Annotated in this window: 23 protein-coding genes and 1 riboswitch; of the genes, 13 read left to right on the top strand and 10 right to left on the bottom strand. The window is 73.2% G+C overall.

Annotation, left to right across the window (positions count from 1 at the left end; translation table 11 throughout):
• The first annotated feature begins 406 nt into the window (after positions 1 to 406).
• Positions 407 to 1,444, top strand: a complete 1,038-nt coding sequence (locus tag ACH4E8_RS11645) for an alpha/beta hydrolase (RefSeq protein ID WP_398446797.1) — start codon at positions 407 to 409, stop codon at positions 1,442 to 1,444.
• A 19-nt stretch (positions 1,445 to 1,463) separates the two neighbouring features.
• Here the strand turns inward: ACH4E8_RS11645 and ACH4E8_RS11640 are convergent, their stop codons facing one another.
• Positions 1,464 to 2,939, bottom strand: coding sequence for an MFS transporter (locus tag ACH4E8_RS11640; protein ID WP_398446795.1), 1,476 nt, complete (start codon positions 2,937 to 2,939; stop codon positions 1,464 to 1,466).
• Between the two features lie 127 nt (positions 2,940 to 3,066).
• Positions 3,067 to 4,278 carry a lipid-transfer protein gene (locus ACH4E8_RS11635; RefSeq protein WP_398446793.1) on the bottom strand — a complete coding sequence of 404 codons (1,212 nt, stop codon included), beginning with the start codon at positions 4,276 to 4,278 and terminating at the stop codon, positions 3,067 to 3,069.
• 324 nt (positions 4,279 to 4,602) lie between these two features.
• On the opposite strand from ACH4E8_RS11635, the gene ACH4E8_RS11630 reads away from it, so the two are divergent.
• From ACH4E8_RS11630 to ACH4E8_RS11610, 5 genes are all read left to right on the top strand, one after another.
• Positions 4,603 to 5,268: a class I SAM-dependent methyltransferase gene (locus ACH4E8_RS11630; RefSeq protein WP_398446792.1), complete on the top strand. Its 666-nt coding sequence runs from the start codon at positions 4,603 to 4,605 to the stop codon at positions 5,266 to 5,268.
• A 264-nt stretch (positions 5,269 to 5,532) separates the two neighbouring features.
• Positions 5,533 to 6,537, top strand: a complete 1,005-nt coding sequence (locus tag ACH4E8_RS11625; RefSeq protein WP_398446790.1) for an N-acetylmuramoyl-L-alanine amidase — start codon at positions 5,533 to 5,535, stop codon at positions 6,535 to 6,537.
• 366 nt (positions 6,538 to 6,903) lie between these two features.
• Positions 6,904 to 7,737 carry a hypothetical protein gene (locus tag ACH4E8_RS11620; RefSeq protein WP_398446788.1) on the top strand — a complete coding sequence of 278 codons (834 nt, stop codon included), beginning with the start codon at positions 6,904 to 6,906 and terminating at the stop codon, positions 7,735 to 7,737.
• Positions 7,738 to 7,981: 244 nt separating this feature from the next.
• Positions 7,982 to 8,992 carry an LLM class F420-dependent oxidoreductase gene (locus tag ACH4E8_RS11615; RefSeq protein ID WP_398446786.1) on the top strand — a complete coding sequence of 337 codons (1,011 nt, stop codon included), beginning with the start codon at positions 7,982 to 7,984 and terminating at the stop codon, positions 8,990 to 8,992.
• A gap of 358 nt (positions 8,993 to 9,350) precedes the next feature.
• Entirely contained in the window at positions 9,351 to 10,226 is an 876-nt protein-coding gene (locus ACH4E8_RS11610; protein WP_398446784.1) for a hypothetical protein, read from the top strand.
• Positions 10,227 to 10,459: 233 nt separating this feature from the next.
• On the opposite strand, the gene ACH4E8_RS11605 is transcribed toward ACH4E8_RS11610, so the two are convergent.
• From ACH4E8_RS11605 to ACH4E8_RS11590, 4 genes are all read right to left on the bottom strand, one after another.
• Positions 10,460 to 10,669, bottom strand: a complete 210-nt coding sequence (locus ACH4E8_RS11605; RefSeq protein ID WP_398446783.1) for a hypothetical protein — start codon at positions 10,667 to 10,669, stop codon at positions 10,460 to 10,462.
• Between the two features lie 64 nt (positions 10,670 to 10,733).
• Positions 10,734 to 11,804: a prenyltransferase gene (locus ACH4E8_RS11600; protein ID WP_398446781.1), complete on the bottom strand. Its 1,071-nt coding sequence runs from the start codon at positions 11,802 to 11,804 to the stop codon at positions 10,734 to 10,736.
• Positions 11,801 to 12,532 carry a class I SAM-dependent methyltransferase gene (locus tag ACH4E8_RS11595; protein ID WP_398446779.1) on the bottom strand — a complete coding sequence of 244 codons (732 nt, stop codon included), beginning with the start codon at positions 12,530 to 12,532 and terminating at the stop codon, positions 11,801 to 11,803. The genes ACH4E8_RS11600 and ACH4E8_RS11595 overlap by 4 nt, the downstream gene beginning before the upstream one ends.
• A gap of 238 nt (positions 12,533 to 12,770) precedes the next feature.
• Positions 12,771 to 14,048, bottom strand: a complete 1,278-nt coding sequence (locus ACH4E8_RS11590) for a glycosyltransferase family 4 protein (protein ID WP_398447301.1) — start codon at positions 14,046 to 14,048, stop codon at positions 12,771 to 12,773.
• A gap of 451 nt (positions 14,049 to 14,499) precedes the next feature.
• Between ACH4E8_RS11590 and ACH4E8_RS11585 the strand changes: the two genes are divergently transcribed.
• The gene (locus ACH4E8_RS11585) at positions 14,500 to 15,138 is read left to right on the top strand and encodes a TetR family transcriptional regulator (protein WP_398447299.1); all 639 of its coding nucleotides are present in this window, start codon (positions 14,500 to 14,502) and stop codon (positions 15,136 to 15,138) included.
• A 73-nt stretch (positions 15,139 to 15,211) separates the two neighbouring features.
• Here ACH4E8_RS11585 and ACH4E8_RS11580 read toward each other — a convergent pair whose 3' ends face one another.
• Both ACH4E8_RS11580 and ACH4E8_RS11575 read right to left on the bottom strand, forming a co-directional pair.
• Complete coding sequence (locus ACH4E8_RS11580) at positions 15,212 to 15,445, bottom strand: ferredoxin (RefSeq protein ID WP_398446777.1); 234 nt, start codon at positions 15,443 to 15,445, stop codon at positions 15,212 to 15,214.
• On the bottom strand, positions 15,445 to 16,935 hold the full coding sequence (locus ACH4E8_RS11575) for an aldehyde dehydrogenase (protein ID WP_398446775.1): 1,491 nt from the start codon (positions 16,933 to 16,935) through the stop codon (positions 15,445 to 15,447). Before ACH4E8_RS11575 ends, ACH4E8_RS11580 begins: the two co-directional genes overlap by 1 nt.
• Before the next feature lie 408 nt (positions 16,936 to 17,343).
• On the opposite strand from ACH4E8_RS11575, the gene ACH4E8_RS11570 reads away from it, so the two are divergent.
• Complete coding sequence (locus tag ACH4E8_RS11570) at positions 17,344 to 17,931, top strand: histone deacetylase (protein ID WP_398447297.1); 588 nt, start codon at positions 17,344 to 17,346, stop codon at positions 17,929 to 17,931.
• Between the two features lie 79 nt (positions 17,932 to 18,010).
• Here ACH4E8_RS11570 and ACH4E8_RS11565 read toward each other — a convergent pair whose 3' ends face one another.
• On the bottom strand, positions 18,011 to 18,406 hold the full coding sequence (locus ACH4E8_RS11565) for a RidA family protein (RefSeq protein ID WP_398447295.1): 396 nt from the start codon (positions 18,404 to 18,406) through the stop codon (positions 18,011 to 18,013).
• 455 nt (positions 18,407 to 18,861) lie between these two features.
• Positions 18,862 to 18,935, top strand: a riboswitch (cobalamin riboswitch).
• Between the two features lie 157 nt (positions 18,936 to 19,092).
• Here ACH4E8_RS11565 and ACH4E8_RS11560 point away from each other — a divergent pair.
• From ACH4E8_RS11560 to ACH4E8_RS11540, 5 genes are read left to right on the top strand one after another with little or no spacing between them, the layout of a single operon-like run.
• A complete protein-coding gene (locus ACH4E8_RS11560) occupies positions 19,093 to 20,343 on the top strand; it encodes a prenyltransferase/squalene oxidase repeat-containing protein (RefSeq protein ID WP_398446773.1) in 1,251 nt (416 codons plus the stop codon).
• The gene (locus ACH4E8_RS11555) at positions 20,340 to 21,029 is read left to right on the top strand and encodes an SCO2322 family protein (protein WP_398446771.1); all 690 of its coding nucleotides are present in this window, start codon (positions 20,340 to 20,342) and stop codon (positions 21,027 to 21,029) included. Before ACH4E8_RS11560 ends, ACH4E8_RS11555 begins: the two co-directional genes overlap by 4 nt.
• Positions 21,029 to 22,234, top strand: coding sequence for a CbiQ family ECF transporter T component (locus ACH4E8_RS11550; protein WP_398446769.1), 1,206 nt, complete (start codon positions 21,029 to 21,031; stop codon positions 22,232 to 22,234). The genes ACH4E8_RS11555 and ACH4E8_RS11550 overlap by 1 nt, the downstream gene beginning before the upstream one ends.
• Entirely contained in the window at positions 22,231 to 23,826 is a 1,596-nt protein-coding gene (locus ACH4E8_RS11545) for an ABC transporter ATP-binding protein (protein WP_398446767.1), read from the top strand. Before ACH4E8_RS11550 ends, ACH4E8_RS11545 begins: the two co-directional genes overlap by 4 nt.
• Positions 23,823 to 24,677 carry an ECF transporter S component gene (locus ACH4E8_RS11540; RefSeq protein ID WP_398446765.1) on the top strand — a complete coding sequence of 285 codons (855 nt, stop codon included), beginning with the start codon at positions 23,823 to 23,825 and terminating at the stop codon, positions 24,675 to 24,677. Before ACH4E8_RS11545 ends, ACH4E8_RS11540 begins: the two co-directional genes overlap by 4 nt.
• Before the next feature lie 83 nt (positions 24,678 to 24,760).
• Here ACH4E8_RS11540 and ACH4E8_RS11535 read toward each other — a convergent pair whose 3' ends face one another.
• Complete coding sequence (locus ACH4E8_RS11535) at positions 24,761 to 25,735, bottom strand: hypothetical protein (RefSeq protein ID WP_398446764.1); 975 nt, start codon at positions 25,733 to 25,735, stop codon at positions 24,761 to 24,763.
• Positions 25,736 to 25,828 lie beyond the last annotated feature (93 nt).

Below are 25,828 nucleotides of genomic sequence, written 5' to 3'. Positions count from 1 at the left end.
CTGCTGGTCGCTGGTGGTCCGGGGCAATCGCTGGCGGTCATTGACGAACGCTGGTGGTCGCCGGTGTCAGGGCTGGAAGACCTCGGCGCGACCGTCCGCACCGTCGGCCGCACCGAGGTCGCTGGGGGCCGACCCTGCACTGTTTTAGAACGCGTTCTAGGGGCGGCTGGGGTATGTATAACGCAGCACTCCGCACTTGGGAACCCTCCTGATGCCACGTCAGCCAAATATCTGACGCAACATCAGATACCACTGTGGGGCGGCCATTGCGAACACATGACCTAGGGGTCCTTCTCAGGGGCGGGCCAGGGATGTGATCGATTGCCGGCTGGCGGGGCAGCGGTGAGACTCGAAGGGAAAGCCGAATCCGTCGCGACGATGCGAGATTGCGAGATGAGGTGCTCGTATGCTTCCCGTCCCACCTGTCGGACCGCCCCGGCGCACCCTGCTTCTGACCGGCGCCTTGGCCCTGACCGCCGCCGCCGGCGGGGCCGCGCACGCGACGCCGTCGACGCCCGCCGCGCCCCGGGCCGAGGTGCTGCGCGAGGAGCACTCCGGCCGCCGGATCGTCGATCTGACGGTGTCGTCGACCGCGCTCGGCCGGTCCGCGAAGGTACGGCTGCTCACCCCGCATGGATGGCATGCGCGCCGCCCCGTCCACCGCTGGCCGACGCTGTACTTGTTGCCGGGCGGGGACGGCGACCACCTGCCGTGGACGGAGAGCTACGGCATCGAGCGCCTGGCCGAGCTTCGGCACGTGCTCGTGGTGATGCCGGAGATGCCGCTGTTCGGCTTCTACACGGACTGGTGGCAGCACGGCGCCGGTGGCCCACCGGCCGTCGAGAGCTTCCACCTCAGTGAGGTGCTACCGCTGGTGGAGAAGTACTACGGCGCGGGGCCGCGCCGAGCGGTCGCGGGACAGTCGCAAGGAGGCTTCGGCGCACTGTCCTACACCGCTCGCCACCGCGGCCTGTTCCGGGCCGCAGCGAGCTACAGCGGCTACGTCCATCCGCACCAGCACCCGCGCGCGGTGCGGGCCGCGATGCAGTACCTGGGCCTGGACTGGCTCGCCCTGTGGGGGCACCCCGAGCGCCAGCGCCACATCTGGCGGGCGCACGACCCCGCGCATCTGACCCGTCGGCTGGCCGGCGTACCGGTCCACCTGTCCTGCGGTGACGGCAGGCTCGGCCCGCTCGATCCCCCGGACACCCTGCCCGACGAGCACATACCCGGGTTGGAGGACCCCGAGGACCCCTTCCCCGCCGACGTCCTCTCCCCCACCGAGGCGATCATGCGGGCGGAGAACGAGAAGCTGGCCCCGCTCCTGCGGGTGGCCGGTGCCCGGGTGGTGACCCACTTCCACTCCGGGACGCACGACCCGCCCTACTGGTCCAGGGAGTTCCGCGTCTCGTTGCCGATGCTCGTCGCGGCCCTGCACACCTGAGTCGGCCCGCGCATCCGAGTCAGGACGAGCCGGCTGCGCTGGCGGCGGTGCCACGCCGCGGCAGCCACAGCAGCATCAGGATCGCCCCGAACAACAACACCCCGGCGCCCACCCGGAAGGCCAGCGCGTAGCCGGCCGTCAGTTCCCCGGGGGATGTGCCGCCCGCGGTCCTCGTCGCCGCCACCGTCGCCAGGACGGCGAGGCCGAGTGCGCCGCCCATGGTGCGGGAGGTGTTGATCAGTCCGGAGACCAGGCCCGCGTCCAAGGGGTTGGCTCCGGAGGTGGCGAGGGTGGCGAGCGGGGTCGCGACCAGGCCGATCCCCGTCATCATCACGATGCCCGGGCCGAGCACGTCGGTGAGGTAGCTGCCGTCCGCCGTCATCGTCGACTGCCAGCCGAAGCCGACGGCCGCCACCAGTGCGCCGGCGACGGCGACCGGCAGCGCACCGGCCCGCGCCATCAACGGCGGTGCCGCCTTGGAGCCGAGGACGACGGCGACGGAGCTGGGGATCAGCGCGAGACCCGCCTCCAGCGGCTCGTAACCCAGCACGTTCTGGACGTACATGGTCATGAAGAACCAACTGGAGAAGGAGGCGGAACCAGTGACCAGCATCGTGACGTTGGCGGCCGACACGGCCCGGGTGCGGAAGAGCTTCAAGGGCATCAGCGGAGCGGTGGAGCGCGCCTCCACCGCGACGAAGAGTCCGAGCAGCGCCAGCCCGCCGAGCAGCGGCAGCAGGGTCGCCGGCGCGGACCAGCCGGCCTGCTCGGTCTCGACGATGGCGTACGCGACGGCCGCGAGCCCACCGGTGACCAGCACCGCGCCGGGCAGGTCGAGCCGGCGTCCCTCGCCCCCGCGACTTTCGGTGAGCCAGATCGCCGCACCCAGCAGCACGAGCACGCCGACGGGGACGTTGATCAGCAGCACCCAGCGCCAGGAGAGCAGATCGGTGAGGATCCCGCCGACCAGTCCACCGGCGGCGCCGCCGGCACCGCCGACCGCGGCCCAGGTGCCGATCGCCCGGGTGCGCGCAGGCCCGGGCGGCACGGCGGAGGTGACGATCGTCAGCGTGGCCGGGGCGAGCACGGCGGCGCCGAGCCCCTGGCCGGCGCGCGCCGCCAGCAGTTGCCAGCCCTCCTGCGCCAGTCCGCCGGCGAGCGACATCACCGTGAAGAGCCCGAGCCCGGCGAGGAAGGTCCGCTTGCGGCCGAAGAGGTCCGCGGCCCGCCCGCCGAGCAGCATGAAGCCGGCGAAGGCGATGGAGTAGGCGTTGAGCACCCATTGCAACCCGGCCGGGGACAGCCCGAGGTCCGAACGCAGCGACGGCAGCGCCACGTTCACCACGGAGACGTCGAGGACGACGAGGAACTGCCCGGCGCACGCCGTGAAGAGCACCAGCCAGGTCCGGCTGGGCGGCGCCGAGCGGGTGGCTACGGCGGGGTCGGACGGGCCGTTGGCGGGGGCTTTCAGGGGCTGCTGGACCATGCTCGTCATGGTCGCAGCCGTCCTCTGGCCCGTACATCCGGATATCGACGTACGGGGCAGCGCGGATCGTCGTCGCCTCGGCCGTGCACGCTCCTTCTTCCGCAGCAGGCCGACCGCTGCCGCCGTCTCCCGTGCGCTACGGCGCGAGCAGCAGGGTGACGACCGCGGCCCCGCCCAGCCCGATGTTGTGCGCGAGGCCGACGCGGGCGCCGGTCACCTGGCGGTCCGCCGCCTCGCCGCGGAGCTGCCACACCAACTCCGCGGCCTGGGCGAGCCCCGTGGCGCCCAGCGGGTGCCCCTTGGAGATCAGCCCGCCCGACGGGTTGACCACCCACCGTCCGCCGTAGGTGGTGGCGCCGTCCTCGACCAACTTCCCCGACTCACCGGCGGCGCACATGCCCAGTGCCTCGTAGGTGAGCAGTTCGTTGATGGAGAAGCAGTCGTGCAGTTCGATCACGTCGACGTCCTCGATGCCGAGGCCGGACCGTTCGTACGCGCCGCGGGCCGCGGCACGGGACACGGGCGCGCCGACGACGTCGATGCACGACCCGGAGTCGAAGGTCTCCTCGGTGTCCGTCGCCATCGTCTGGGCGGCGATCTCCACGGCCCGCCCGCGCAGCCCGTGCCGCGCCACGAACCGCTCGGACACCACGACGGCCGCCGCCGCGCCGTCCGACGTCGGCGAGCACTGGAGCTTGGTCAGGGGGCGGTGGACGGTCCGCGTGTCGAGGATCTCCTCGACCGTGTACACGTCCTGGAACTGCGCCCGCGGGTTGTGGGCCGAGTGCCGGTGGTTCTTGGCGGCGACGGCCGCGAGCTGCGTCGGCGTCGTGCCGTACCGCTCCATGTGCTCCCGGGCCGCATTGCCGAAGAGCTGGGCGGTCGGCGGGGACTTCTCGAAGCCGTGGCGGGCGGCCATGACTCCGTAGTGGCGGGCGACGGGCGAGGTGGCGAAGTCCGCGGCGCCACCGCCCGCACCGTCGCCGCCGCTGCCCGCGCCCAGCGGGCCCTTGCGCATCTTCTCGAAGCCGAGGGCGAGCACGCAGTCGCTGAGACCGCCCTCGACGAACTGGCGCGCCATCAACAGTGCGGTGGCGCCGGTGGCGCAGTTGTTGTTGACGTTGTAGACGGGGACTCCGGTGAGGCCGAGGGAGTAGGCGGCGCGCTGGCCGGCCGTGGAGGGCTGGAAGCAGTAGCCGACGGGCACCTGTTCCACGTCGGCGTACGTCACCCCGGCGTCGGCGAGCGCCTGCGTACCGGCCTCCCGCGCCATGTCCCAGTACTGCCAGTCCCGCGCTTCGGGCTTCTCGAACGACGTCATGCCGACGCCCACGATGTAGCTCTTCATGGTGTGCGTGCTCCTTCGTCTCGGTCGTCGAGCGGGGGCCGTTCGGGACGCTCGGGCGGGTCAGTCGCACGGCAGGCCGGGGATGCGTTCGGCGACGACGCGAAGTGGGACTCGGGCGGTACCGCCGACGAGCGCTTCGGGAAGTGCGTCCCGAGCGGCCATGGAGCGCAGAGTAGAACGTGTTCCAATATGACGGAAGGGCAGGTGAAGGGGAGATTCAAGCGGGCCGGGGGCGCTCCTGGCATCCCTCGGGCGTGGGGCACCATGGGGGCGCCGGTCGGACCGACGGCCGACGAAACACGGCTCCACCAGGAAGGACCCGACATGATCCAGGCTCCAGCCATCCCGGCGGCTCGCCCCGGAGGCGATGTGCTCGCCGCGTTCGAGGCGGCCAAGGGGTTCATGCCGAAGGGCGAAGGGCTGGCGCTGTACGCCGCGGCGATGCAAGCGGCGGAGTTGGGGCTGCCGTTGCTGGAGGTGGGGACGTACTGCGGGCGCTCCACCGTGCTGCTCGCGGACGCGGCGCGGCGGGGCGGGACGACGGTCGTCACCGTGGACCACCACCGGGGCAGCGAGGAGCAGCAGCCCGGATGGGAGTACCACGACCCCACCGTCGTCGACCCGGAGGTCGGCCGGATGGACACGCTGCCGACGTTCCGCCGCACTCTGCACCGCGCGGGCCTGGAGGAGCACGTCATCGCCGTCGTCGGGCGGTCCCCGCAGGTCGCACGGGTGTGGGGCAGTCCGTTGGGGCTGCTGTTCATAGACGGCGGCCACACCGACGAGCACGCAACGGGCGACTACGAGGGGTGGGCGCCGCATCTGGCGCAGGACGGCCTGCTGGTGATCCACGACGTCTTCCCCGACCCGGCCGACGGCGGCCAGGCGCCGTACCGCATCTATCGGCGGGCGTTGGAGTCGGGCGCGTTCGTCGAGGTGTCGGCCACCGACTCGTTGCGCGTGCTGCGCCGCGCCGCGCCGGGAGGGTGACGACCCGGACCGAGGGCGACCCCTCAGGGCCTGCCTTACGGGTCTTGCCGGGCTCGCGTGGCCTGGCACCGCGCCTCTCCGTGTCGTCGTCGGTCGCCAATGGCCTCCTGTGCCCTGCGGGTACGGGGGTACCCCCACCGCATTGGCTCTCCCCCTGGGCCTGGCGGCCCGGGAGGTACCCCCATCCTCCGCCTTGAGATCCACGACACCAGGCCACGCTCGCCAATCCAGCCTGTTCCGTAAGACAGGCCCTAGGCTCCGCACATGTCGCACGACGAGCAGCAGCCACCGAGCCCCGAGCACGACGACCGGGGCGGCGACCGCAGCGGCGGCGGGGGCGACCAGCGTCGACGGCGGCTACGGCGGCCCGCCGTGCTCGTCGCGTGCGCCGCGACGATCGTGCCCGCCGCGTTCGCCGGTTGGCTGCTGTGGCGGGACGCGGACGCCGAGCGGGCCGACCGGGTGACGACCCCGCAGGCGTACGTCCCCGACGTGCACGAGCGCGAGCAAGGCCACGGTGACGTCAGCGACGACAAGCCCACCACACCGTCGGGGCAGCCCCATCCGTCACCGAAGGCCCGGGAAGGGCAGCTCGCGGGCGCGGTCGTCGTGATCGACCCCGGGCACAATCCCGGGAACTTCCAGCACACCGCGGAGATCAATAAGCTCGTCGACATCGGAACCAACCGCAAGGAATGCGACACAACGGGTACGGCCACCGTCGACGGTTACAAGGAAGCCGCATTCACCCGCGACGTTTCACAACGTCTTCGCACTCTGTTGGAAAAGGAAGGGGCCCGGGTCACCTTCACCCACGACGGCGATCGCGCGTTCGGCCCCTGTATCGACGAGCGGGCTCGGATCGGGAACGACGCGAAGGCGGATGCGGTCATTTCCGTGCACGCCGACGGTTCCGCGAAGGGCAACCGCGGATTCCACGTGATCCTTCCGGGCCCCGTCAAGGCGGGCTCCGCCGACACGTCCCCGATCGTCGCGCCCTCGCGCGACCTCGGCGTGCGCATCGCCGACGGTTTCGCCGCGGCCACCGGTAGCGCCCGCGCCAACTACATCGGCAACGGCACCGGACTGGACGTGCGCACCGACCTCGGCGGCCTCAATCTCTCCACGGTGCCCAAGGTCTTCGTCGAGTGCGGCAATATGCAGGACCCGCAGGACGCCGCCCTGCTCAAGAACGCCGACTGGCGGCAGAAAGCCGCACGTGGATTGGCGGACGGGCTGCGCGCGTATCTGACGGCCCGTAATAGCTGACGGCCCGCGATTCCCGTCGCCCCGCACGCTTCCGACGCCTGCTGCGGTTCCGGGGGTTCCGTTCCGGGTGCCGTCGATTCGCGAACGGGCGTCCGAAGGTCGCCCAGCACGGTGTGATTCCCGACGAATCCACCGGAACAAGATCCCGATCTGATTCCGATCAGGTTTCCATCGGGTCCATTTCCCCTGCGCGTCGGGGGTGACTGAGCGCACCCGGCAGACGACGCGAACGGTCAGACGATAGATTCACCCCTAACGACGGGGAGTCACCCCCGAACTCCCCGCCGCACGCACCGCCGCCGCAACCCCGGCGGCAGTTGCCATCCCCGATCAGACGACCCGAGACAACCGACGAAGGATTCATACGTGAACATCCGCTCCCTCACTAGAGGCGATGGCGTGGTGATCGGAGCAGCGGTGGTGCTGTTCATCGCCTCGTTCCTCGACACGTTCGACTGCACCGGCAGCGGCTGCGACGACGTGCCGACCGCCTGGGACAACGGGTCCCTGCTCCTCGGGGTCTATCTCGCAGGCATCATCGGCGCCCTGCTGATCGTGCTGTCGCACGTGCTCCCCCGCGCGCCCCGGGTCCTCGGGATCGAGCTGGGTCACATCGGCGTCGTCGCGACGATCTTCGCCGCCTGGACCGGGCTCGGCATGATCTTCGACCCGGCGGGTTCGCTGGACGTCGGCGAGTTCAGCCCGGACGCCGGTACGGGTCTGATCCTGGGCTTCATCGCCGCGCTGGTGCTCGCGGCCGGTGCGATCTGCGGCCAGGTCGTACCCGTGTTCAAGGCTCCGCTGCTCGGTGCGCCGCGGCCGGCCGCGCCCGCGGCTCCGTACGGCGGCCAGCCGCAGGGCGGCTACGGCTACCCGGGCGCCCAGCAGCCCCCGTTCGGTGCGCAGCAGGCCGGCCCGCCGTCGTTCGGCGGCCCGCAGCCGGCGCAGCCCGGCCCGGCCGCGGCGCCGCAGGGCGGCCCCGCCCCGGCCGGCGGTGCGCCGGAGTTCGCGCCGTTCTGGTTCGCGGTGCCGGTGGCGCGTCCGCTGTACGGCGAGGACGGCTCGCCGACCCCGATCGCCGAACTCGCCCCGGGCACCTGGTACCTGGCGGTCGAGCAGCGGGGCCAGAGCCTGGTCGCGCAGACGCAGGACGGCCGCAGGGGCGTCCTTCAGGACACCTCGGGCATCCAGCGCGGCTGATCCCCGGATCTCAAGTCCGCCGGATCGCAAGTCCGCCGGGTCACAGGTACCTGGATCACAGGTCCGCCAGATCACAGGACTGCCGGATCACGGATCTGCGCCTGCTCGCCGGCCAGCTTCCACTGCGGCCCTCCACCCCTTCCGGGTGGAGGGCCGCTGCCCTATCCTGACGCCTCGTCAAATTCGCCTCGGGCACCCGGTTCCCGGGGCCGGACGCACGTCGGAAGGGACGGGTGGTGCGACCGTGCGACTGGGACTCGCCCTCGGGTACTGGGGCCGCGGCCCCGACCCGTCGCATCTGGCGCTCGCCAAGGAGGCCGAACGGCTCGGCTACGGCTCCGTGTGGACGTCGGAAGCCTGGGGCTCCGACGCCTTCACCCCGCTGACCTGGATCGCCGCGCACACCTCGCGGATCCGGCTGGGCACCGCGGTCGCCCAGATGTCCGCCCGCACCCCGACCGCGACGGCGATGCACGCGCTCACCCTCGACCACCTCTCCGGCGGCCGGATGGTGCTGGGCCTCGGGCTGTCCGGCCCGCAGGTGGTGGAGGGCTGGTACGGCCGCCCCTTCCCGGCGAGTCCGCTGGCCGCGACGCGGGAGTACGTCGACGTCGTACGCCAGGTGCTGCGCCGCGAGGCACCGGTCGCGCTCGACGGGCGCTTCCACCCCGTGCCGTACGACGGCTCCGACGGCACGGGGCTCGGCCGCCCCCTCAAGCCCATCACCCACCCGCTCCGCTCGGACCTGCCGATCCTCCTCGGCGCGGAGGGCCCGAAGAACGTGGCGCAGACGATGCGCATCGCGGACGGCTGGCTGCCGCTGTACTGGTCGCCGCTGCGGAACGATGCGTACGCCGAAGCGCTCGTCGAACTCCCCGAGGGCTTCACGGTCGCCCCGCTCGTCCGCGCCCACGTCTGCGACGACGTGGCACAGGGACTGCTCCCGGTCAAGGCGATGCTCGGCTTCTACGTCGGCGGCATGGGCCACGCGACCCGCAACTTCCACGCGGACCTCATGTCCCGCATGGGCTACGAGAAAGAAGCCCGCCGCATCCAGTCCCTCTTCGCCGAGGGCCGCCGCGACGACGCGATCCGCGCGGTCCCCGACGCCTTCGCCGACGAGATCTCCCTCGTCGGCCCGAGGACCCGGATAGCGGACCGCCTCCAAGCCTGGTGCCAGGGCCCCGTGACGGACCTGCTGATCACGTCCCCGGACGAGCCGACGCTGAGGGTGCTGGCAGAACTGGTGCTGTAGGCGCGGCCCTCCGCAACCAGCACGGTCCCCTTCACGTCAGAAGCCGCAGGAGTGGCTGCAAGCCGTCCAAGGGCTGCCCCGGCGAGCTCCGCGCGCCAGGGCAATCACCGGGTGCTCGACTCCACCTTCCCCTCCTGGGGGGCGGCAAGAAGCAACCCTCGACTGCCCCTTCTATCCACCCGCGCCAACCCTGACGGCTCGGTCGTCTTCACCGATCCCAGCACCGGTCAACAGCGAGCCGTCATGCCCGCCCCGGTGATGTGGGACGCCACCGTCGACGAAGTCTCCGTGGTGCCAGCCGTCCCTGTCGGGCGAGGCCCAGAAGTCCTTGTTCACCCGGACCGAAGCCTGCCTCTTCTTGGACCTGAAGGTCATCGCGCGGTCGAAGCCCCTTCCCGGCGTCCCCGACGTCGTGTACACCGCCGACTTCGAGATGCACTTGCAGGCCACGACCGACCCGCACACCAGCGACATCAAGACCTGGCTCGAAATGACGCCGATCTACAACACGTTCCCTGCCGTGGACAAGGCGGTGATCTTCGGCTCCGACGCACCGGACGCGTTCATCGACATCATGTGCAACAGCGACGGTTGCAACAACGGTGCCGGCGCCAAGCCCATCGACTTCTTGGGCGCGCTGAGCTGGAAGGGGGGCATGAACGGCATCGAGCCCAACGACACCCACGTCAGCACCGGTACCTCCAACCACACCTGGAACGGCAAGGTCAACGGGACCGGCGCGCGGGACGTGGACCTGTCCAAAGCGCTGCCGATGTACTTCGTCACCCTCCCCGTGCCCGGCGTTGACCCGCCGCCCGCTCCGGATGGCAGGAAGCGCGAGTGGGTGAGCAGCACCGGTCCGGCCCGGGCACCGGACCTCACGGTCCGCTGCGAAAAGGTCTCGTCCTACGGCGCCCCGGGCTGCGTGCTGTCGCAGTACGTCCCACGTCCACGTTCAACACGGCGAACTACCCGGCCGCCGCGGCCCATGCCTGGGTGGTGCAGAACAGGTCCGCCTCGAAGGGGCTGGGCGTCACCACGAACAATCCGCTCGTCTACCACGCGCCGATCGCACGTACAGCCAGCAGCTGGAACAAGGGGAAGTCCCGCGATGTGGTCTGCGCGAAGTACCAAGGCAAAGGATCCGGCGGGTACGTACCGAAGAAGACCTTCGTCGACCACCCACGGACCAGACCGTGGCAGCCAGGGTCGACAACGGCAGCGAGCACCTTAATGACCAAGCCCTGACCGTCCCGGCAACGGGACACAGGGAACGGGACCTTCCTTCTGCTCCGCGAGGGCGGGAGGAAGGGCCCCACGGATCCAGGCCCTAGCGACCGCTGGGGTGGACCAGCTCCCACGGCGCGTAGGACAGGTGCGGATGGTCGGGGTGGAGCCAGACCAGGCATCCCAGGCTCACGGCAGGTCTGTCGTTTCGCCCGTCGGGGAGGGTACCGTCGTTCGCGGTCAAGATCGCGGCGACCTGGGCTCCCCGCCGTCGGGGTGCCGGGCCCACTCGGCCAGTACGGCCTCGGCCTCGCGCATCTCGTCGTCGGTGGCGGGCGGTAACAGTTGTGCGTACGAGCGGGGCGCGTGTTCGGCCAGCCACTCCGTGAGCGGGTGCCAAGCCGCGGCGATCCGCGCGGCGTTGTCGCCTGCGTTCTCTGCATCCGGCATGCGGGACACGCTACTGAGCCGGGTGTGTCGGGGGAGGCGGGACGGCACACCCCCGACCCGTCGACTACTCGTCGCAGCAGTCCGGCGCCAGGCCCGTCGGCAAGCCGTCGCCGCTGAAGATCGCGCAGGTCGGTGCGTCGCCGGTCAGGGCCGCGGCTGCCAGGAGCAGGGAGCCGGCCGTCCAGGTCGTCCGCTCGCGGGGCCAGATCGCCCGGTCCTCGAAGACGTAGCCCGTCCAGTACATGCCGTCGTCGGCGCGCAGGTGGGTGATGGACTTCAGGACGTCGAGGGCGCGGTCCCGGTCGCCCGCCGCCCAGAGCGCGAGGGCCAACTCGCAGCTCTCGCCGCCCGTCACCCACGGGTTCGGCCAGACGCAGCGCACCCCGAGGCCGGGGACCACGAAGTCGTCCCAGCGTTCGGCGATCCGGGCCTTCGCCGCCTCCCCGGTGACCGCGCCGGCGAGGACGGGGTAGTACCAGTCCATGGAGTAGCGGGACTTGTCGAGGAAGCGCTCGGGGTGGTGGCGTATCGCGTGGGCGAGTGCGCCGGTGGCGAGTTCCCAGTCGGGCTGGGGCTCCGCGCGCTCCGCGGCGATCGCCAGGGCGCAGCGCAGGGCCTGGTGGATGGAGGAGGAGCCGGTGAGGAGTGCGTCGTTGACGGGGGTGCCGTCGGGCTCCCGCTTCCAGCCGATCTGGCCGCCCGGTTGCTGGAGTTCCAGGACGAAGGCGATCGCGGCGCGCACGACGGGCCACATCCGGTCCAGGAAGGCCCCGTCGCCGGTGGCCAGGTAGTGGTGCCAGACGCCGACGGCGACGTACGCGGTGAAGTTCGTCTCGGCGCCGCGGTCCGTGGGTCGGGCGGCGTCGCCGTCGTCGTACGCCGCGTACCAGGAGCCGTCGGGCCGCTGGTGGGTGCGCAGCCAGTCGTACGCCCGGCCCGCGGCCCGGTGTTCGCCGGCCGCGTCGAGCGCCATCGCGGCCTCGGTGTGGTCCCAGGGGTCGAGGTGGTGGCCGCGGAACCACGGGATGGCGCCGTCCGCGCGCTGCTCGGCGCGTATCCCGGCGACGGTCTGCGCCGCTTCGGCCGCGGTCAGGACGCCCGGCAGGACCAGGTGTTCGGTGCGCGGGGTGGTCACGCCTGGGCCCGGGGCAGTTGGGGCTTGGTCGCGTACGCCACGAAGCTCTTGCCGATGAGCGGGTTGAGCGCCTGCTCGGCGAGGCGGGTGGCCTTCGGCTTCTTCATGATGTCCCAGACGAGCAGCTTGTGGTACGCCCGGACCGGCAGGGCCCGGTCGTTGTCGACGCCGAAGGCGCACTTGAGCCACCAGTAGGGGCTGTGCAGGCCGTGGGCGTGGTGGGTGCCGTACGGGACGAGTCCGGCCTCCGTCAGCTTCGCCAGCAGTTCGTCGGCCTTGTAGATGCGGATGTGACCGCCCTCGACCTCGTGGTACGCATCGCTGAGCGTCCAGCAGACCTTCTCGGGGCCGTAGCGCGGGACGGTGACGGCGAGGCGTCCGCCGGGCTTGAGCACCCGCACCATCTCGGCGAGCACGCCCTTGTCGTCGGGGATGTGCTCCATCACTTCGGAGATGATGACGACGTCGAAGGACTCGTCGGGGAAGGGGAGGTTGAGCGCATCGCCCTCCAGGGCGGTGGCGGTGGCGCCCTCGGGTGCCTCGCCGGCTTCCTCCATCGCGGCGAACCACTTGGCGACTTCGCGGATCTCCTCGCCGTTGCGGTCGAGCGCGACGACGCGGGCGCCGCGCCGGTAGCACTCGAAGGCGTGCCGGCCGGCGCCGCAGCCCAGGTCCAGGACGCGGTCGCCCGCGGCGAGCGGGAAGCGGGAGAAGTCGACGGTCAGCACGCGTTCCTGCCTTCACGGTGGGGATGGTCGGGGTGGACGGGACGGACTGGGCGGGCCGGGACGGGCCGCCCCGGTGGGCGCCCCGCTGCTCGGCGTCGCCTCCGGGCGGTCACCGGCACCGGGGCACCTCGGTGATCAGCGGGTCAATCGGACGGTCCCGGCGGCTGCTTGGACGGATTCGACGGCCGGCCGGACGGTCGCGGCACCTGCCTGGCCGGTCACCGCGCCACACCCCAGGTCACCGCTTCGCCGCCCGGGCCACCGCCGCGTAGTACAGCTCCGCCGTCCCCTGCGCGGCCCGCGCCCAGGTGAATCGTTCCAGCACGCGTTGCCGACCCGCCGCGCCCAGGCGGGTCCGTAGCTCCGGGTCGTCGAGGAGCCGGCCGAGCGCCGCGGCCAGTGCACCCGCGTCCCCGGGCGGCACCGCGAGGCACGTCTCGCCGTCGGGGCCTGCGACTTCGGGGATGGCCCCGCCCGTCGTGGCGACCAGCGGCGTCCCGGTGGCCATCGCCTCGGCGGCGGGCAGCGAGAACCCCTCGTACAGCGACGGCACGCAGGCGATCTGCGCGCCGCGCACCAGGTCGACCAGCTCCGCGTCGGAGATGCCCTTGACGAACTCGACGGCGCCGCCGAGCCCGTAGCGTTCGATCGCCTGGGCGACGGGGCCGTCCTCGGCCCGCTTGCCGACCACGACGAGGTGGGCGCCGGGGTGTTCGGTGCGCAGCTTGGCCAGCGCTTCCACCAGGTGGACGAGGCCCTTGAGCGGGACGTCGGCGCTGGAGGTGGTGACGATGCGGCCGGGGACCTCGGGGACCGCGGGGTCGGGCGCGAAGAGTTCGGTGTCGGCGCCGATGTGGACGACGTGGATGCGGTCGGGGCGCACGCCGAGGTCGTCCACGATCTCCCGGCGCGACGAACCGGAGACGGTGAGCACGGACGGGAGCCGGCGGGCCACCCGCCGCTGCATCCGGGTGAAGCCGTACCAGCGGCGTACGGAGTGGCGGCGCTGCCAGCCCTCCGCCGCCGCCAGGTCCAGGCGCCGGTCGACGGTGATGGGGTGGTGGACGGTGGTGACCAGCGGGGCGCCGAGGTCGCCCAACAGCCCGTACCCGAGGGTCTGGTTGTCGTGCACGACGTCGAACTCGCCGCGGCGGGCCCGCAGATGGCGCCGGGCGCGCAGCGAGAACGTCAGCGGCTCGGGGAAGCCGCCGGTCCACATGGTGGCGACTTCGAGGGCGTCGACCCAGTCGCGGTACTCCTCGCGGCCGGGCGTGCGGAAGGGGTCCGGGCTGCGGTAGAGGTCGAGGCTGGGCAGTTCGGTGAGGGGGACGCCGTCGTCGAGCACGGGGTAGGGCTGGGCGCCGATCACTTCGACCTGGTGGCCGAGGCGGGCGAGTTCGCGGGAGAGGTGGCGCACGTACACGCCCTGGCCGCCGCAGAAGGGGTTGCCCTTGTAGGTGAGGAGCGCGATGCGCAGCGGCCGGTCCGAGGGGCCGGCGTCGGCGCCGGCGTCGATGGGTGCGGCTGCCGCGGGGGTGGCCGCTGCGGTGCCGCGCGGCCGGCGCTCCGGGTCACGGGGACCGGCCTCGATGGCCTCAGCGGTCACTCACGGCCCCCTTCTCCCCATACGTTTCGCCGGAGCGTAACCGCTCGCGCTAATCTAGAACAAGTTTCAGACTCGGTGGCTCAAGGAGCTTCGAATCTACCCGCAGGTAGCTCCGGGTGTGACGGCCGGATCAGGTGATTCGCGCCACCACGGGGGACGGACAGGAACGGGGACGACGGGGACCATGACAGCCGAAGCCCAGCAGGCACGGCAGACGTCCGAGACGCGGTCCGAGGCACTGCCCGACGCGCGTTCCGGAGCCCGGACCGGCACGCGCGCCGGGGCACGATCCGGTGCGCGCTCCCGTGCGCAGTCCGATGCTCGGCCCGAGCCGGGTTCGCGGGCCGCGCGCCCCGATCCGGTGCGACGCCCGGGGCCGGTCCCCGGTGCACCGCCCCTGACGGAGCGCCAGGAGGCCCGCCGCCGCCGCATCCTGCACGCCAGTGCGCAACTCGCCGGCCGCGGCGGCTTCGACGCGGTGCAGATGCGGGAGGTCGCCGAGGCCGCCGAGGTCGCCCTCGGCACCCTGTACCGCTACTTCCCCTCCAAGGTCCATCTGCTCGTCGCCACCATGCAGGACCAGCTCCACCACCTGCACACGACCCTGCGCAAGCGCCCGCCGGGCGGGGCGGACGCCGCCGAGCGGGTGGCCGAGACGCTGATGCGGGCCTTCCGCGCGCTCCAGCGGGAGCCGCACCTCGCCGACGCGATGGTGCGGGCGCTGACCTTCGCGGACCGCAGCGTCAGCCCCGAGGTGGACACGGTCTCCCGACAGACGACGGCGATCATCCTGGACGCGATGGGGCTCGAAGACCCCACGCCCGAGCAGCTTTCGGCGGTGCGGGTGATCGAGCACACCTGGCACTCGGCGCTGATCACCTGGCTGTCGGGGCGGGCCTCGATCGCCCAGGTGAAGATCGACATCGAGACGGTGTGCCGACTCATCGACGTGGTGGACCCGGCGGACGCGACGGGAGCACGGCCGGGGCGCCGCGCCTGAGGAGCGCGGCTCCCCCGCGGCGTGCGCCCGTGCCCTACGGCCGTACCGCGCACGTCCGTTCACCGCCGGGCGCTCACTCCTCCGGCGGGAAGACCGGTTCACCGCTGCCCACCAAGCTGATCGCGATCGCCTCCACCGGGCAGCCCTCCGCCGCCGCCAACACCGGCTCGCTCGCGTCCGTCTCCGCGTCCCTGGGGTGCGACTGCCGGGCCGAGTCGAGCACGAAGCCCTCGGGGGCCAGGCCCGCGCACATTCCGGAGCCGATGCACACGCCCCGGTCGACCTCGACGTGCCAGCGGTCGCCCATCAGCCCTCGTCCCCGTGGTCCGACTCGCCCGGCTGGTCCCCGTACCCCGCCGGCAGGTGGACCATCTTGTGCTCCAGGTAGGCGGCGTACCCCTCGGGGCCGAACTCCCGCCCGATGCCGGAGTTCTTGTAGCCGCCGAACGGGCCGTACATGTCCAGGCTGAAGGTGTTCACGTTGTACGTGCCCGTCCGCACCCGGCGCGCGAAGTCGACGCCGCGCTCCACGTCCGCCGTCCACACGCTGCCGCTGAGCCCGTAGTCGGAGTCGTTGGCGATCCTCTCCGCCTCGGCCTCGTCCCCGTACGGCAGCAGACAGACCACCGGCCCGAAGATCTCCTCGCGGGCCACCCGCATGGAGTTGTCGACGTCCCCGAGGAGGGTGGGCGCCACGTACCAGCCCCGCTCCAGGTCCGCCGGGCGACCGCCGCCCACGAGGACCTTGGCGCCCTCCTCCCGGCCGATGCGCACGTAGTCGAACGAGCGGCGCTGCTGGCGCTCGGCGACCAGCGGGCCGACCTGGGTGGCGGGATCCAGCGGGTCCCCCACCACCAGGGCGGAGGCGGCGGCGCCCAACGCGTCGGCGATCTCCTCGTAGCGGCTGCGCGGCGCCAGCACCCGCGTCATGGCCACGCACGCCTGGCCGTTGTTCATCCACGCGGCCGGGACGATGCCGGCGATCGTGGACTCCAAGTCGGCGTCCGGCAGGATCACCGCGGCCGACTTGCCGCCGAGTTCGAGGGTGACGCGGGTCAGGTTGCGGGCGGCGACCTCCATGACGCGCTTGCCGGCCGCGACGGAGCCGGTGAAGGACACCTTGTCCACGCCGGGGTGGCCGACCAGGTACTCGCTGACCTCGCGGTCGGCCGGCAGGATCGACAGCACGCCCTCCGGGAGCCCGGCCTCCTGCGCCAGCTCGGCCAGGACGTACGCGTCCAACGGCGTCTCCGGCGACGGCTTGAGCACCACGGTGCAGCCGGCGAGCAGGGCGGGGGCGAGCTTGGCCGCGGTGGTGAACTGCGGGACGTTCCACGGCACCACGGCGGCGACGACGCCGACGGGCTCGCGCCGTACGAGGATCGGCCCGAGCGCTCCCGCCCGGCGCTCCTCGTGCTCGAAGTCCCGCGCGATGGTGATGGCGGAGTCCCACGCCATCATCGCGCCGAGGGCCTGCGCGAACACGCTCCACGAGTAGGGGGAGCCGTTCTGGGTGCTGATCAGCCGGGCCAGCTCTTCGTGCCGTACGGCGAGCGCGTCCTTGATCCTGGTGACGACCTCGATCCGCTCCGCCAGCGCCGTCCGCGGCCAGGGCCCCTCGTCGAAGGCCCGACGGGCGGCGGCCACCGCCCGGTCCACGTCCGCCCGCGAGGCGTGCGGGACGCGCCCGACGACCTGCTCGGTGTGGGGGGAGACGACCTCGATGGTGTCGGTGCCGAGGGGGTCGGTGAACTCTCCGCCGACGAACAGCTTTCGATGTTCCACGAGCTCGGTCATGGCCGCGGCCTCCTGTGGCGCTGGGCGGTATCTGACACTTGGGTCTGGCGCTCGGATCTGACGCTGCTCCAAAACTGATACCAGTTCTAGTTCAACTACGCCATAGGTGCCACCAAGGCCGCGCTCACCAGCGGGTTTCCCCCTGACGGGAGGGTCCGGGTCCCGAGGCCGGAGCGTCGACTCGCGCCCTGCGCGCGACGAAGGACAATGGCTCCGTACGCGCAGGTCGGCCCGACGGGCGGACGGGACACCGGGTGACGCCGACCGTCCGCGGCGTCCGGGCACCGCACGAAGGAAGGCGAGTTGAGGACCCCCGAGCGCCCCGTGCCCAGCGCCGCCGCCTCCCCCGTCGGCCTCTCCGCCGTCGAGCGCCCGCGCCTGGTCTGGTACGCGTCGTACGGGTCGAACATGGACCCGCAGCGGCTGCACAGCTACATCGCCGGCGGCCGCCCGCCGGGCGCGACGCGCGGGCACCCGGGGTGCCGCGACCGCACGCCGCCGCGGGCGTCCGTCCCCCTCGAACTGCCCGGCGCCTTGTACTTCGCGACCTGGTCGAAGGTCTGGTCGGGCGGGCGCGCCTTCTACGACCCCGACGCCCCGGGCACCACCTGGGCGCACGCGCACCTGATCACGGCCGAGCAGTTCGACGACATCGCGGCGCAGGAGATGTACCGGACGCCGGGGAGCGGCCCCGCACTCGACTTGGGCACGGCCATCGCGCTCGGGCGGTCGACGATCGGGCCGGGGCGCTACGAGACGCTGGTGCACCCGGGGTTCGTGGCGGGGCTGCCCGTGCTGACGTTCACGGCGCCGTGGCACCTGGCGGACGTGCCCGAGGTGCGCCCGTCCGCCGCGTACCTGCGGCACCTCGCGGTCGGCCTGCGCGCTGCGGGCGGCTGGGACGCGACGGCCGTCGCCCGCTACTTGACGGACGCGGCGGGCGCGACGGGGTGGACGGCGGCGGAGGTGCAGGAGTTGCCGGGCGGGACGGAGTGAGCGGGCGGCGGACGCGGGGCTCGATGGACGCGGGCGGCGGACGCGGGGCTCGATGGCGCCAACCGCCCGCGGTGACGGGTCAGGCGACCGCCGTGCCCTCCAGTTCCACCAGGAGGCCGGGGAGCGCCAGGCGGGTCACGCCGAGCAGGGTGCTCGCCGGGGAGACGCCCGCGGCGGACAGGCGGCCCGCCAGGACTCCGTAGTGGGCGAAAAGGAGGTCGACGTCCGTCGTGTAGACGTTCAGACGGATCAGGTTCGCCAGGGACATGTCCGCCGCCGTGAGCACCGCCTCCAGGTTGGCGATGCTCAGGGACAACTGCGCCGCCATGTCGCCGGCGTGTCGGGGCTCGCCGGACGCGTTCGTCGCGGTCTGGCCCGAGGCGTACAGGGTCCGGGTGTGTCCGGACACGACCTCGCCCTGGTTGAAGCCCTTCGCCGTCGACCACTTCACCGGGTTGATCGCCGTTCGTTCCATTGCCACAGCAGCTCGATTCGTCTCGCTCGGTTTCGTCTTCGGTACGGAGTACGCACGCCGGCCGGGCGACCGACCGCTTCGCCCCGCGTCGACGTCGTGATCACGAGCCTGCCGGCAATACATGACATCCCTCGTCATGTATTGCCGACGGTCTCCCGGGCGGGTCCGCGCGATCGACACCGCGCGCCCGCGCGCCCGCGCGGTCGACACGGGCGGGTCCGCCGAGACGAGGTCCCGCGGGGCCTCGTGCCCTCAAGGGCGCAGGAAGCGGAACTGCGCGACCAGCCACAGCCGGGGCCGTGGACTCGACAACACGGGCCGCCGCCCGGCGAAACCGCGCTGACCAGCGGAAATCAACCCAGCAGGGCGCAGCTCGGACCGCAGCGGCCCAGGGGCGCGGCGGGGGTGGCCCCGGGGCGTCGGTAAGGTGGGTGGGTCGTATCACGCCCGTACGGGGGGAAGCCGGTGGAAATCCGGCGCTGACCCGCAACCGTGAGCCCCGGACGTCCGGGGCGCAGCCGGAGCGCCCCGGACGCGGCCGTGACCGCTCAAGCCGTCGGCACCCCGCCGACGGTCGGCACCGTCGAGGAACGCGGGCCGGAGCCCGGTGCGTCGCCGTACCCGCGCCCTGCCCCGCGCCCGTCAGCGTCCCGCAGGGAACCCGCAGGGAAGAGGCAGCACCCGTCATGACCACCGTCCGCCGCAGCACCACCGCGCTCGCCCTCTCCGCAGCGCTCGGCGCCGCCGCCCTGCTCGGCGCCCCCGCGGCGCACGCCGCCCCGGCGACCGCGTCGCCCTCCCCCGCCCCGCTCCCCTCCGGGCTCTTCGGCACCGCCGACCCGGCGTACGACGGCGTCTGGCGGCAGTCGCTGGCGCTGCTGGCGCAGGACGCCGTGGGCCTCACCCCCGCCGCGAAGGCGGTGGACTGGCTGACCGCCCAGCAGTGCGCGGACGGCGCGTTCTCCGCCTACCGCGCGGACGTCTCCGGCGACTGCGCCGCCAAGCTGCCCCGGGACTCGAACGCGACCGCCGCCGCCGTCCAGGCCCTCGCCGCCACCGGCGGCCAGGACAAGACGGTCGCCAAGGCCGTGGGCTGGCTGAAGTCCGTGCAGAACGCGGACGGCGGCTGGAGCTACAACCCGGGCGGCGCCAGCGACGCGAACTCCACCTCCGTCGTGATCGGCGCCCTCGCCGCGGCCGGCGAGCAGCCGCAGGCCGTGCGGTCCAAGGGCGGCAAGTCGCCGTACGACGCCCTGTTGACGTTCGCGCAGCCGTGCGGCGGCAAGGACGGCGGCGCGTTCGTCTACCAGCCGGGGCAGCCCGGCGTCGTCGCCGACTCGACCGCCGCCGCGGTGCTCGCCGCCCAGGGCAAGGGCCTGGTCGCGAAGGCCGGCGCCGCGCACGCCGCGGGCACGACCTGCGCGAAGGCCACGGACGTCCAGGGCGCGGCGCACAACGGCGCCGCGTACCTCGCGGGCGCCCTCGCGAAGTCCGGGCACCTGCTCGCCCCGCCGATGCCCGGCGCCGAGGACACCGCCCCGAAGCCGGACTTCGGCAACACCGCGGACGCGGTCGTCGCGCTCTCCGCCCAGGGCCTGGCCGAGCCGGCGAAGAACTCCCTGACCTGGCTCCAGCAGAACGCGCCGGCCTGGGCCAAGGAGTCGGGCCCCGCCGCGTACGCGCAGCTCGTCCTCGCCGCGCACGCCACCGGCGCGGACCCGAAGGACTTCGGCGGCACCGACCTGGTCGCCGGGCTGAACGCCTCCGGCCCGGCGCCGCAGGGCGCCGACTCCGACGCCTCGAAGAAGCAGGACGAGAAGAAGGAGAAGGACGAGAAGGACGGCGGGGCCGGCGTGTGGTGGATCGTCGGCGCGTTCTTCGCGGCGAGCGTGGGCGCGGGCATCCTGTTCAGCGGCCGACGCAAGTCCCAGTCGTGAGCCGGGACCGGGCCCCCGGCGGGGCGCGACCGCTCGTCGCCGTCCTCGCGCTGGTCACCGCCGCGCTGGTGACCGTGCTCGCCGGCGCGGCCCCGGCGCAGGCCGCCGGCTACCGCTACTGGTCCTTCTGGCAGGCCGACGGTGCGACGTGGACGTACGCCACCGAGGGCCCGGCCACCGCCAGCCCCGCCGACGGCGCCGTCCAGGGCTTCCGCTTCGCCGTCAGCGCGGACTCCGCCGACGCGTCCAAGCCGCGGCCCGCGCCCGACTTCGACGCGGTCTGCGGCAGCACGCCGGCGGAGGCCGGGAAGAAGCGCATCGCCCTGGTCATCGACCCCGGGACGGCGACGGACGCGCCCACCGGCGAGACCCCGCCGGACCAACGCACGGTCTGCGCCAAGGTCCACGGGAGCGCGACGACCGCGGAGGCGCTGGCCCAGGTGGCGAAGCCGCTGCGCTACGACGGGAACGCGCTGCTCTGCGCGATCTCCGGCTACCCCGCGAAGGGCTGCGGCGAGCAGGTCTCGAACACCTCGAAGAAGTCCGGGCAGGCCGAGCAGGCCGCGAAGGCGGACGCTGAGGACGACTCCGACGGCGGGCCGTCGCTCGGCACCGTCGCCGGCCTCGCGGTCTTCCTCGTCCTGGGCGCCGCCACCTTCTGGCAGATCCGCCGCCGACGCCCCTGATGGCCGCCCGCCCCCTCCCCGCCACGGACCGCGCCGGTGCCGGCCCCGAGGCCGCGCCCACGGCCCCGTCGGCGTGGGCGCGTTGGCGGGCGCCCGAGGCGAACCGTTCCAACGCGGTGCACCCCGGCGCCTGGTGGCTGTGGGCGATCGGGCTGGCCGCCGCCGCGTCCCGCACCACCAACCCGTGGCTCCTGGGGCTGATCGTCGGCGTCGCCGGCTACGTCGTCGCGGCCCGCCGCACCGATGCGCCCTGGGCCCGGGCGTACGTCGCCTTCCTCAAGCTGGGCCTGCTGGTGCTGGCGATCCGGGTGCTGTTCTCCGTACTCCTCGGCGCCCCGATCCCCGGGACGCACCTGCTGGTGACGCTGCCGGAGGTGCCGCTGCCCGAGTGGGCGAAGGGCATCCGGATCGGCGGGCGGGTGTACGCCGAACAACTCGTGTTCGCGCTCTACCAGGGCGCGAAGCTGGCGACGCTGCTGATCTGCGTGGGCGCGGCGAACGCGCTCGCGAACCCGGCCCGGCTGCTGAAGTCGCTGCCGGGCGCGCTGTACGAGGCGGGCGTGGCCGTGGTCGTCGCCATGACCTTCGCGCCGAACCTGGTCGCCGACGTGGCCCGGCTGCGCACCGCGCGCCGGCTGCGGGGCCGGCGCACGGGCGGGCTGCGGGCCATGGCGCAGATCGGGCTGCCGGTGCTGGAAGGCGCGCTGGAGCGGTCGATCGCGGTGGCGGCGTCGATGGACGCCCGCGGCTACGGGCGCACCGCCGAGGTGCCGCGGGCCGTGCGGCACACCACCACCGCGCTCACCCTCGGCGGGCTGCTCGGGGTGTGCGCCGGTACGTACGCCCTGCTCGCGGCGGAGGGCGGGGCGTACGGGCTGCCGCTGCTGGCCGCCGGGGTGGCCGCCGCGGTCGGCGGGCTGCGGCTGGGCGGTCGGCGCACCGTGCGCACCCGCTACCGGCCCGACCGGTTCGGGGCGCGGTCCTGGCTGGTCGCCGGGGCGGGCACGGCCGTCGCCGGACTCCTGGCGTGGGCCGCGAACGTCTCCCCCGCGGCGCTGGAGCCCGGGGTCCTGCCCCTGGTCGCGCCGACCCTGCCGGTGTGGCCGGCGCTGGCGGTGCTGATCGGACTGCTGCCGGCGTTCGTCGCCCCCGTGCCCCGCCGTCCGGTTACCCCCGCGCCCCGCAGCCCGAAGGAACAGTCGTGATCCGGTTCGAGAACGTGTCCGTCACCTATGACGGCGCAGCGGCGCCCACCGTCGACGGGGTGGACCTGACGGTCCCGGAGGGCGAGTTGGTGCTGCTCGTCGGCCCGTCCGGGGTCGGCAAGTCGACATTGCTGGGTACGGTCTCCGGTCTGGTGCCGCACTTCACCGGCGGCACGCTGGGCGGGCGGGTCACGGTCGACGGCCGGGACACCCGGACGCACCGGCCGCGGGAGTTGGCCGACGTCGTCGGCACGGTGGGCCAGGACCCGTTGGCGCACTTCGTCACGGACACCGTCGAGGACGAGTTGGCGTACGGCATGGAGTCGTTGGGCGTCGCGCCGGACGTGATGCGCCGGCGCGTGGAGGAGACCCTGGACCTGCTGGGCCTCGCGGACCTGCGGGACCGGCCGATCGCGACGCTGTCGGGCGGTCAGCAGCAGCGGGTGGCGATCGGTTCGGTGCTGGCCGCGCACCCCAAGGTGCTGGTCCTCGACGAGCCGACGTCGGCGCTGGACCCGGGTGCGGCGGAGGAGGTGCTGGCGGTGTTGCAGCGGCTCGTGCACGACCTGGGGACGACGGTGCTGATGGCCGAGCACCGGTTGGAGCGGGTGGTGCAGTACGCGGACCAGGTCGTCCTGCTGCCGGGGCCGGGCCGGCCGCCCGTGCTGGGCGCGCCGGACGAGGTGATGGCGATCTCGCCGGTCCGTCCGCCGGTGGTGGCGCTGGGCCGGCTCGCCGGCTGGGACCCGCTGCCGCTGTCCGTGCGCGACGCTCGGCGCCGGGCGGCCGGGCTGCGGGAGCGGCTCGGGGCCCCGGTGTCGCTGCCCGCGCCCGCACCCGGCGAACCGCTGGCGGAGGTCGCCGGGCTCCAGGTGCTCCGCGGGCGCACCGAGGCGCTGCGCCGGGTGGACCTGGCGGTGGCCGCCGGGGAGACGGTGGCGCTGATGGGGCGCAACGGCGCCGGGAAGTCCACGCTGCTGGCGGCGCTCACCGGCCTGGTGCAGCCCGCGGCCGGCTCGGTCTCCGTCGGCGGCGACGCACCGCACCGGGTGCGGCCCCGCGACTTGGTCCGCCGCGTCGGACTCGTACCGCAGGACCCCCGGGACCTGCTGTACGCGGAGACGGTGGCCGCGGAGTGCGCGGCGGCCGACCAGGACGCGGGGGCGGAGCCCGGTAGCTGTCGGGAACTGGTCGCCGAACTGCTGCCGGGCGTAGGGGACGACACGCACCCGCGCGACCTGTCGGAGGGGCAGCGGCTGGCGCTCGCGCTGGCGGTGGTGCTGACCGCGCGGCCCCCGCTGATCCTGCTCGACGAGCCGACGCGGGGTCTCGACTACGCGGCGAAGGCCCGGCTGGTCGGCGTGCTCAAGGGGCTCGCCGCCGACGGGCACGCCATCGTGCTCGCCACGCACGACGTGGAACTCGCGGCGGACCTCGCGCACCGGGTGGTGATCCTCGCGGAGGGCGAGGTCGTCGCGGACGGGCCGACTCCGGAGGTCGTGGTGGCGTCCCCGGCGTTCGCCCCGCAGGTCAGCAAGGTGCTGGCGCCGCTGCGGTGGCTGACGGTGGCCCAGGTGGAGGCGGCGCTGTGAGCGGCGGGAGCGCCCGCCCGGTTCGGCTGGGGCCGCGCTCGATCGTGGCGCTCGGGCTGGTCAGCGCGATCGGGCTGGCCTTCTTCGGCTGGCCGCTGCTCGCCGACGAGCGTTCCGGCGTCGTCGCGCACGCCGAGGACGCGCCCTGGCTCTTCGCCCTGCTGCTGCCGCTGCTGGTGGGCGTCGTCGTGGCGACGATCGCCGACACCGGGATGGGCGCGAAGGCGGTCGCCATGCTGGGGGTGCTGGCCGCGGTGGGCGCGGCGATGCGCCCGCTCGGCGCCGGCACGGCCGGCCTGGAGCCGATGTTCTTCCTGATGGTGCTGGCCGGCCGGGTGCTGGGGCCGGGCTTCGGCTTCGTACTCGGCTCGGTGACGATGTTCGCGTCCGCGCTGCTGACGGGCGGGGTGGGCCCCTGGATGCCGTTCCAGATGCTGGCGATGGGCTGGTTCGCGATGGGCGCGGGCCTCCTGCCCGGCCCGGACCGCATCCGCGGGCGGGCGGAGGCGGCGCTGCTGGCGGCGTACGGCGCGGTCGCGGCGTTCGGGTACGGCACGGTGATGAACCTCCAGGGCTGGACGATCATCCCGGGCATGGCGTCCAGCATCTCCTTCCATCCGGGCGATCCGCTCCTGGACAACCTGGTGCGGTTCTTCACCTACGTCGCGGCGACGTCCCTCGGCTGGGACCTGGGCCGCGCGATCCTCACGGTGATCCTGACGCTGACGGTGGGCCCGGCAGTGCTGCGGGTGCTGCGGCGGGCGACGCGCAAGGCGGCGTTCACCGCGGCGGTGGGGTTCGAGGCGGCCGAGCCGGGCGGGCCAGACGCGCGACCGGACGGTACGGCGTAGGCAGGTCGAAGCCGGTCAGGGCAGGCCCAACGGGCAACGGGCCGGACCACGTCGGGCAACGCGCTCCGACGCGGCCCGGGGGATCACATCTCGCGGGGAAGCTCTACGGGCCCTCCTCCGCCGAAGCCCTCGCCGCCGCCGTCTCCACCGCCACCGCCACCGTCCCCTCCCCCGCCCCCGTCTCCACCACCGCCGCCACCGCCGCCATCCCCTCCACCGCCGCCATCTCCACCGCCGCCATCCCCTCCGCCATCTCCACCGTTCCCATCACCCCCGCCATCCCCGCCGCTTCCCCCGTCCCCGCTGTCTCCTCCGTTCCCGCCGTTCCCGCTGTCCCCGCCGTCTCCTCCGTTCCCGCTGTCCCCGCCGTCTCCTCCGTTCCCGCTGTCCCCGCCGTCTCCTCCGTTCCCGCTGTCTCCCCCGTCCCCACCGTCCCCACCGTTCCCGCCGTCTCCCCCATCCCCGCCGTCCGTACCTCCGCTCCCGCTCCCGCTCCCGGAACCGCTTCCCTTGATGTCCGACGTGCTCTCCTGGACGACGTTTCCGCCGGAGTCGATGACCTGAGTGTGCGAGGTTCCATCGCCGGCCGCGTCCGTGGTCTCGGTGGTCAGCGTCCGCTCGCCCGTCGTCGGGTCGAGCGTGGACTCACTGAAGGACTTGTTGCCGTCGGCGTCCGTCCCCTCCGCACGTCGCTCGTCCTCAAGGGCGTTGCCGGAGCTGTCGGTTCGTTCGGTGTTCTCGACGTGCGACGTCGCACCCGTGTCCTGGTTCACGGTGTCGGTGGTGCTCGACGTCGTGGTCTCCCCGGTCTGCGGATCGTTGAACACGTTGTTCTCGTCCGTGGTTTGAACCGGGTGGCCGTCGGCGTCGGTCGTGACGGTGTTCGTCATGGTCCGTTCACGGATGACGGCCCCGGTCGCGTCGTCCGTGATGATCATGTGCTGCCTCGCGATCGACCCGTCGGGCCGCGTCACCGTTTCGGTGACCTTCGTCTGCCCCTGGTTCCTCTGCGTGTCGACGGTCGTGACGCTTCCGTCGGGATTCTGCGTGGTCGTCATGGCGTCGCCTCCGCGGTGCTCACGGACGCACGCGCAACGGTCCTCCGGGAAAGAGGCGGACGCACCCGCCCGTTCGAGTCCCCCTCCCAGGCT

The organism is Streptomyces sp. NPDC017979, assembly GCF_044328175.1.
In the GTDB taxonomy this organism is placed as follows: domain Bacteria; phylum Actinomycetota; class Actinomycetes; order Streptomycetales; family Streptomycetaceae; genus Streptomyces.
This window is presented reverse-complemented; position numbering and strand designations above follow the sequence as displayed.

Excerpts from the sequence above, each read along its gene's own strand:
- ACH4E8_RS11645 (WP_398446797.1), top strand. The coding sequence starts at position 407 with ATGCTTCCCGTCCCACCTGTCGGACCGCCCCGGCGCACCCTGCTTCTG.
- ACH4E8_RS11640 (WP_398446795.1), bottom strand. The coding sequence starts at position 2,939 with ATGACGAGCATGGTCCAGCAGCCCCTGAAAGCCCCCGCCAACGGCCCG.
- ACH4E8_RS11635 (WP_398446793.1), bottom strand. The coding sequence starts at position 4,278 with ATGAAGAGCTACATCGTGGGCGTCGGCATGACGTCGTTCGAGAAGCCC.
- ACH4E8_RS11630 (WP_398446792.1), top strand. The coding sequence starts at position 4,603 with ATGATCCAGGCTCCAGCCATCCCGGCGGCTCGCCCCGGAGGCGATGTG.
- ACH4E8_RS11625 (WP_398446790.1), top strand. The coding sequence starts at position 5,533 with ATGTCGCACGACGAGCAGCAGCCACCGAGCCCCGAGCACGACGACCGG.
- ACH4E8_RS11605 (WP_398446783.1), bottom strand. The coding sequence starts at position 10,669 with ATGCCGGATGCAGAGAACGCAGGCGACAACGCCGCGCGGATCGCCGCG.
- ACH4E8_RS11580 (WP_398446777.1), bottom strand. The coding sequence starts at position 15,445 with ATGGGCGACCGCTGGCACGTCGAGGTCGACCGGGGCGTGTGCATCGGC.
- ACH4E8_RS11575 (WP_398446775.1), bottom strand. The coding sequence starts at position 16,935 with ATGACCGAGCTCGTGGAACATCGAAAGCTGTTCGTCGGCGGAGAGTTC.
- ACH4E8_RS11570 (WP_398447297.1), top strand. The coding sequence starts at position 17,344 with ATGGACCCGCAGCGGCTGCACAGCTACATCGCCGGCGGCCGCCCGCCG.
- ACH4E8_RS11565 (WP_398447295.1), bottom strand. The coding sequence starts at position 18,406 with ATGGAACGAACGGCGATCAACCCGGTGAAGTGGTCGACGGCGAAGGGC.
- ACH4E8_RS11560 (WP_398446773.1), top strand. The coding sequence starts at position 19,093 with ATGACCACCGTCCGCCGCAGCACCACCGCGCTCGCCCTCTCCGCAGCG.
- ACH4E8_RS11550 (WP_398446769.1), top strand. The coding sequence starts at position 21,029 with ATGGCCGCCCGCCCCCTCCCCGCCACGGACCGCGCCGGTGCCGGCCCC.
- ACH4E8_RS11535 (WP_398446764.1), bottom strand. The coding sequence starts at position 25,735 with ATGACGACCACGCAGAATCCCGACGGAAGCGTCACGACCGTCGACACG.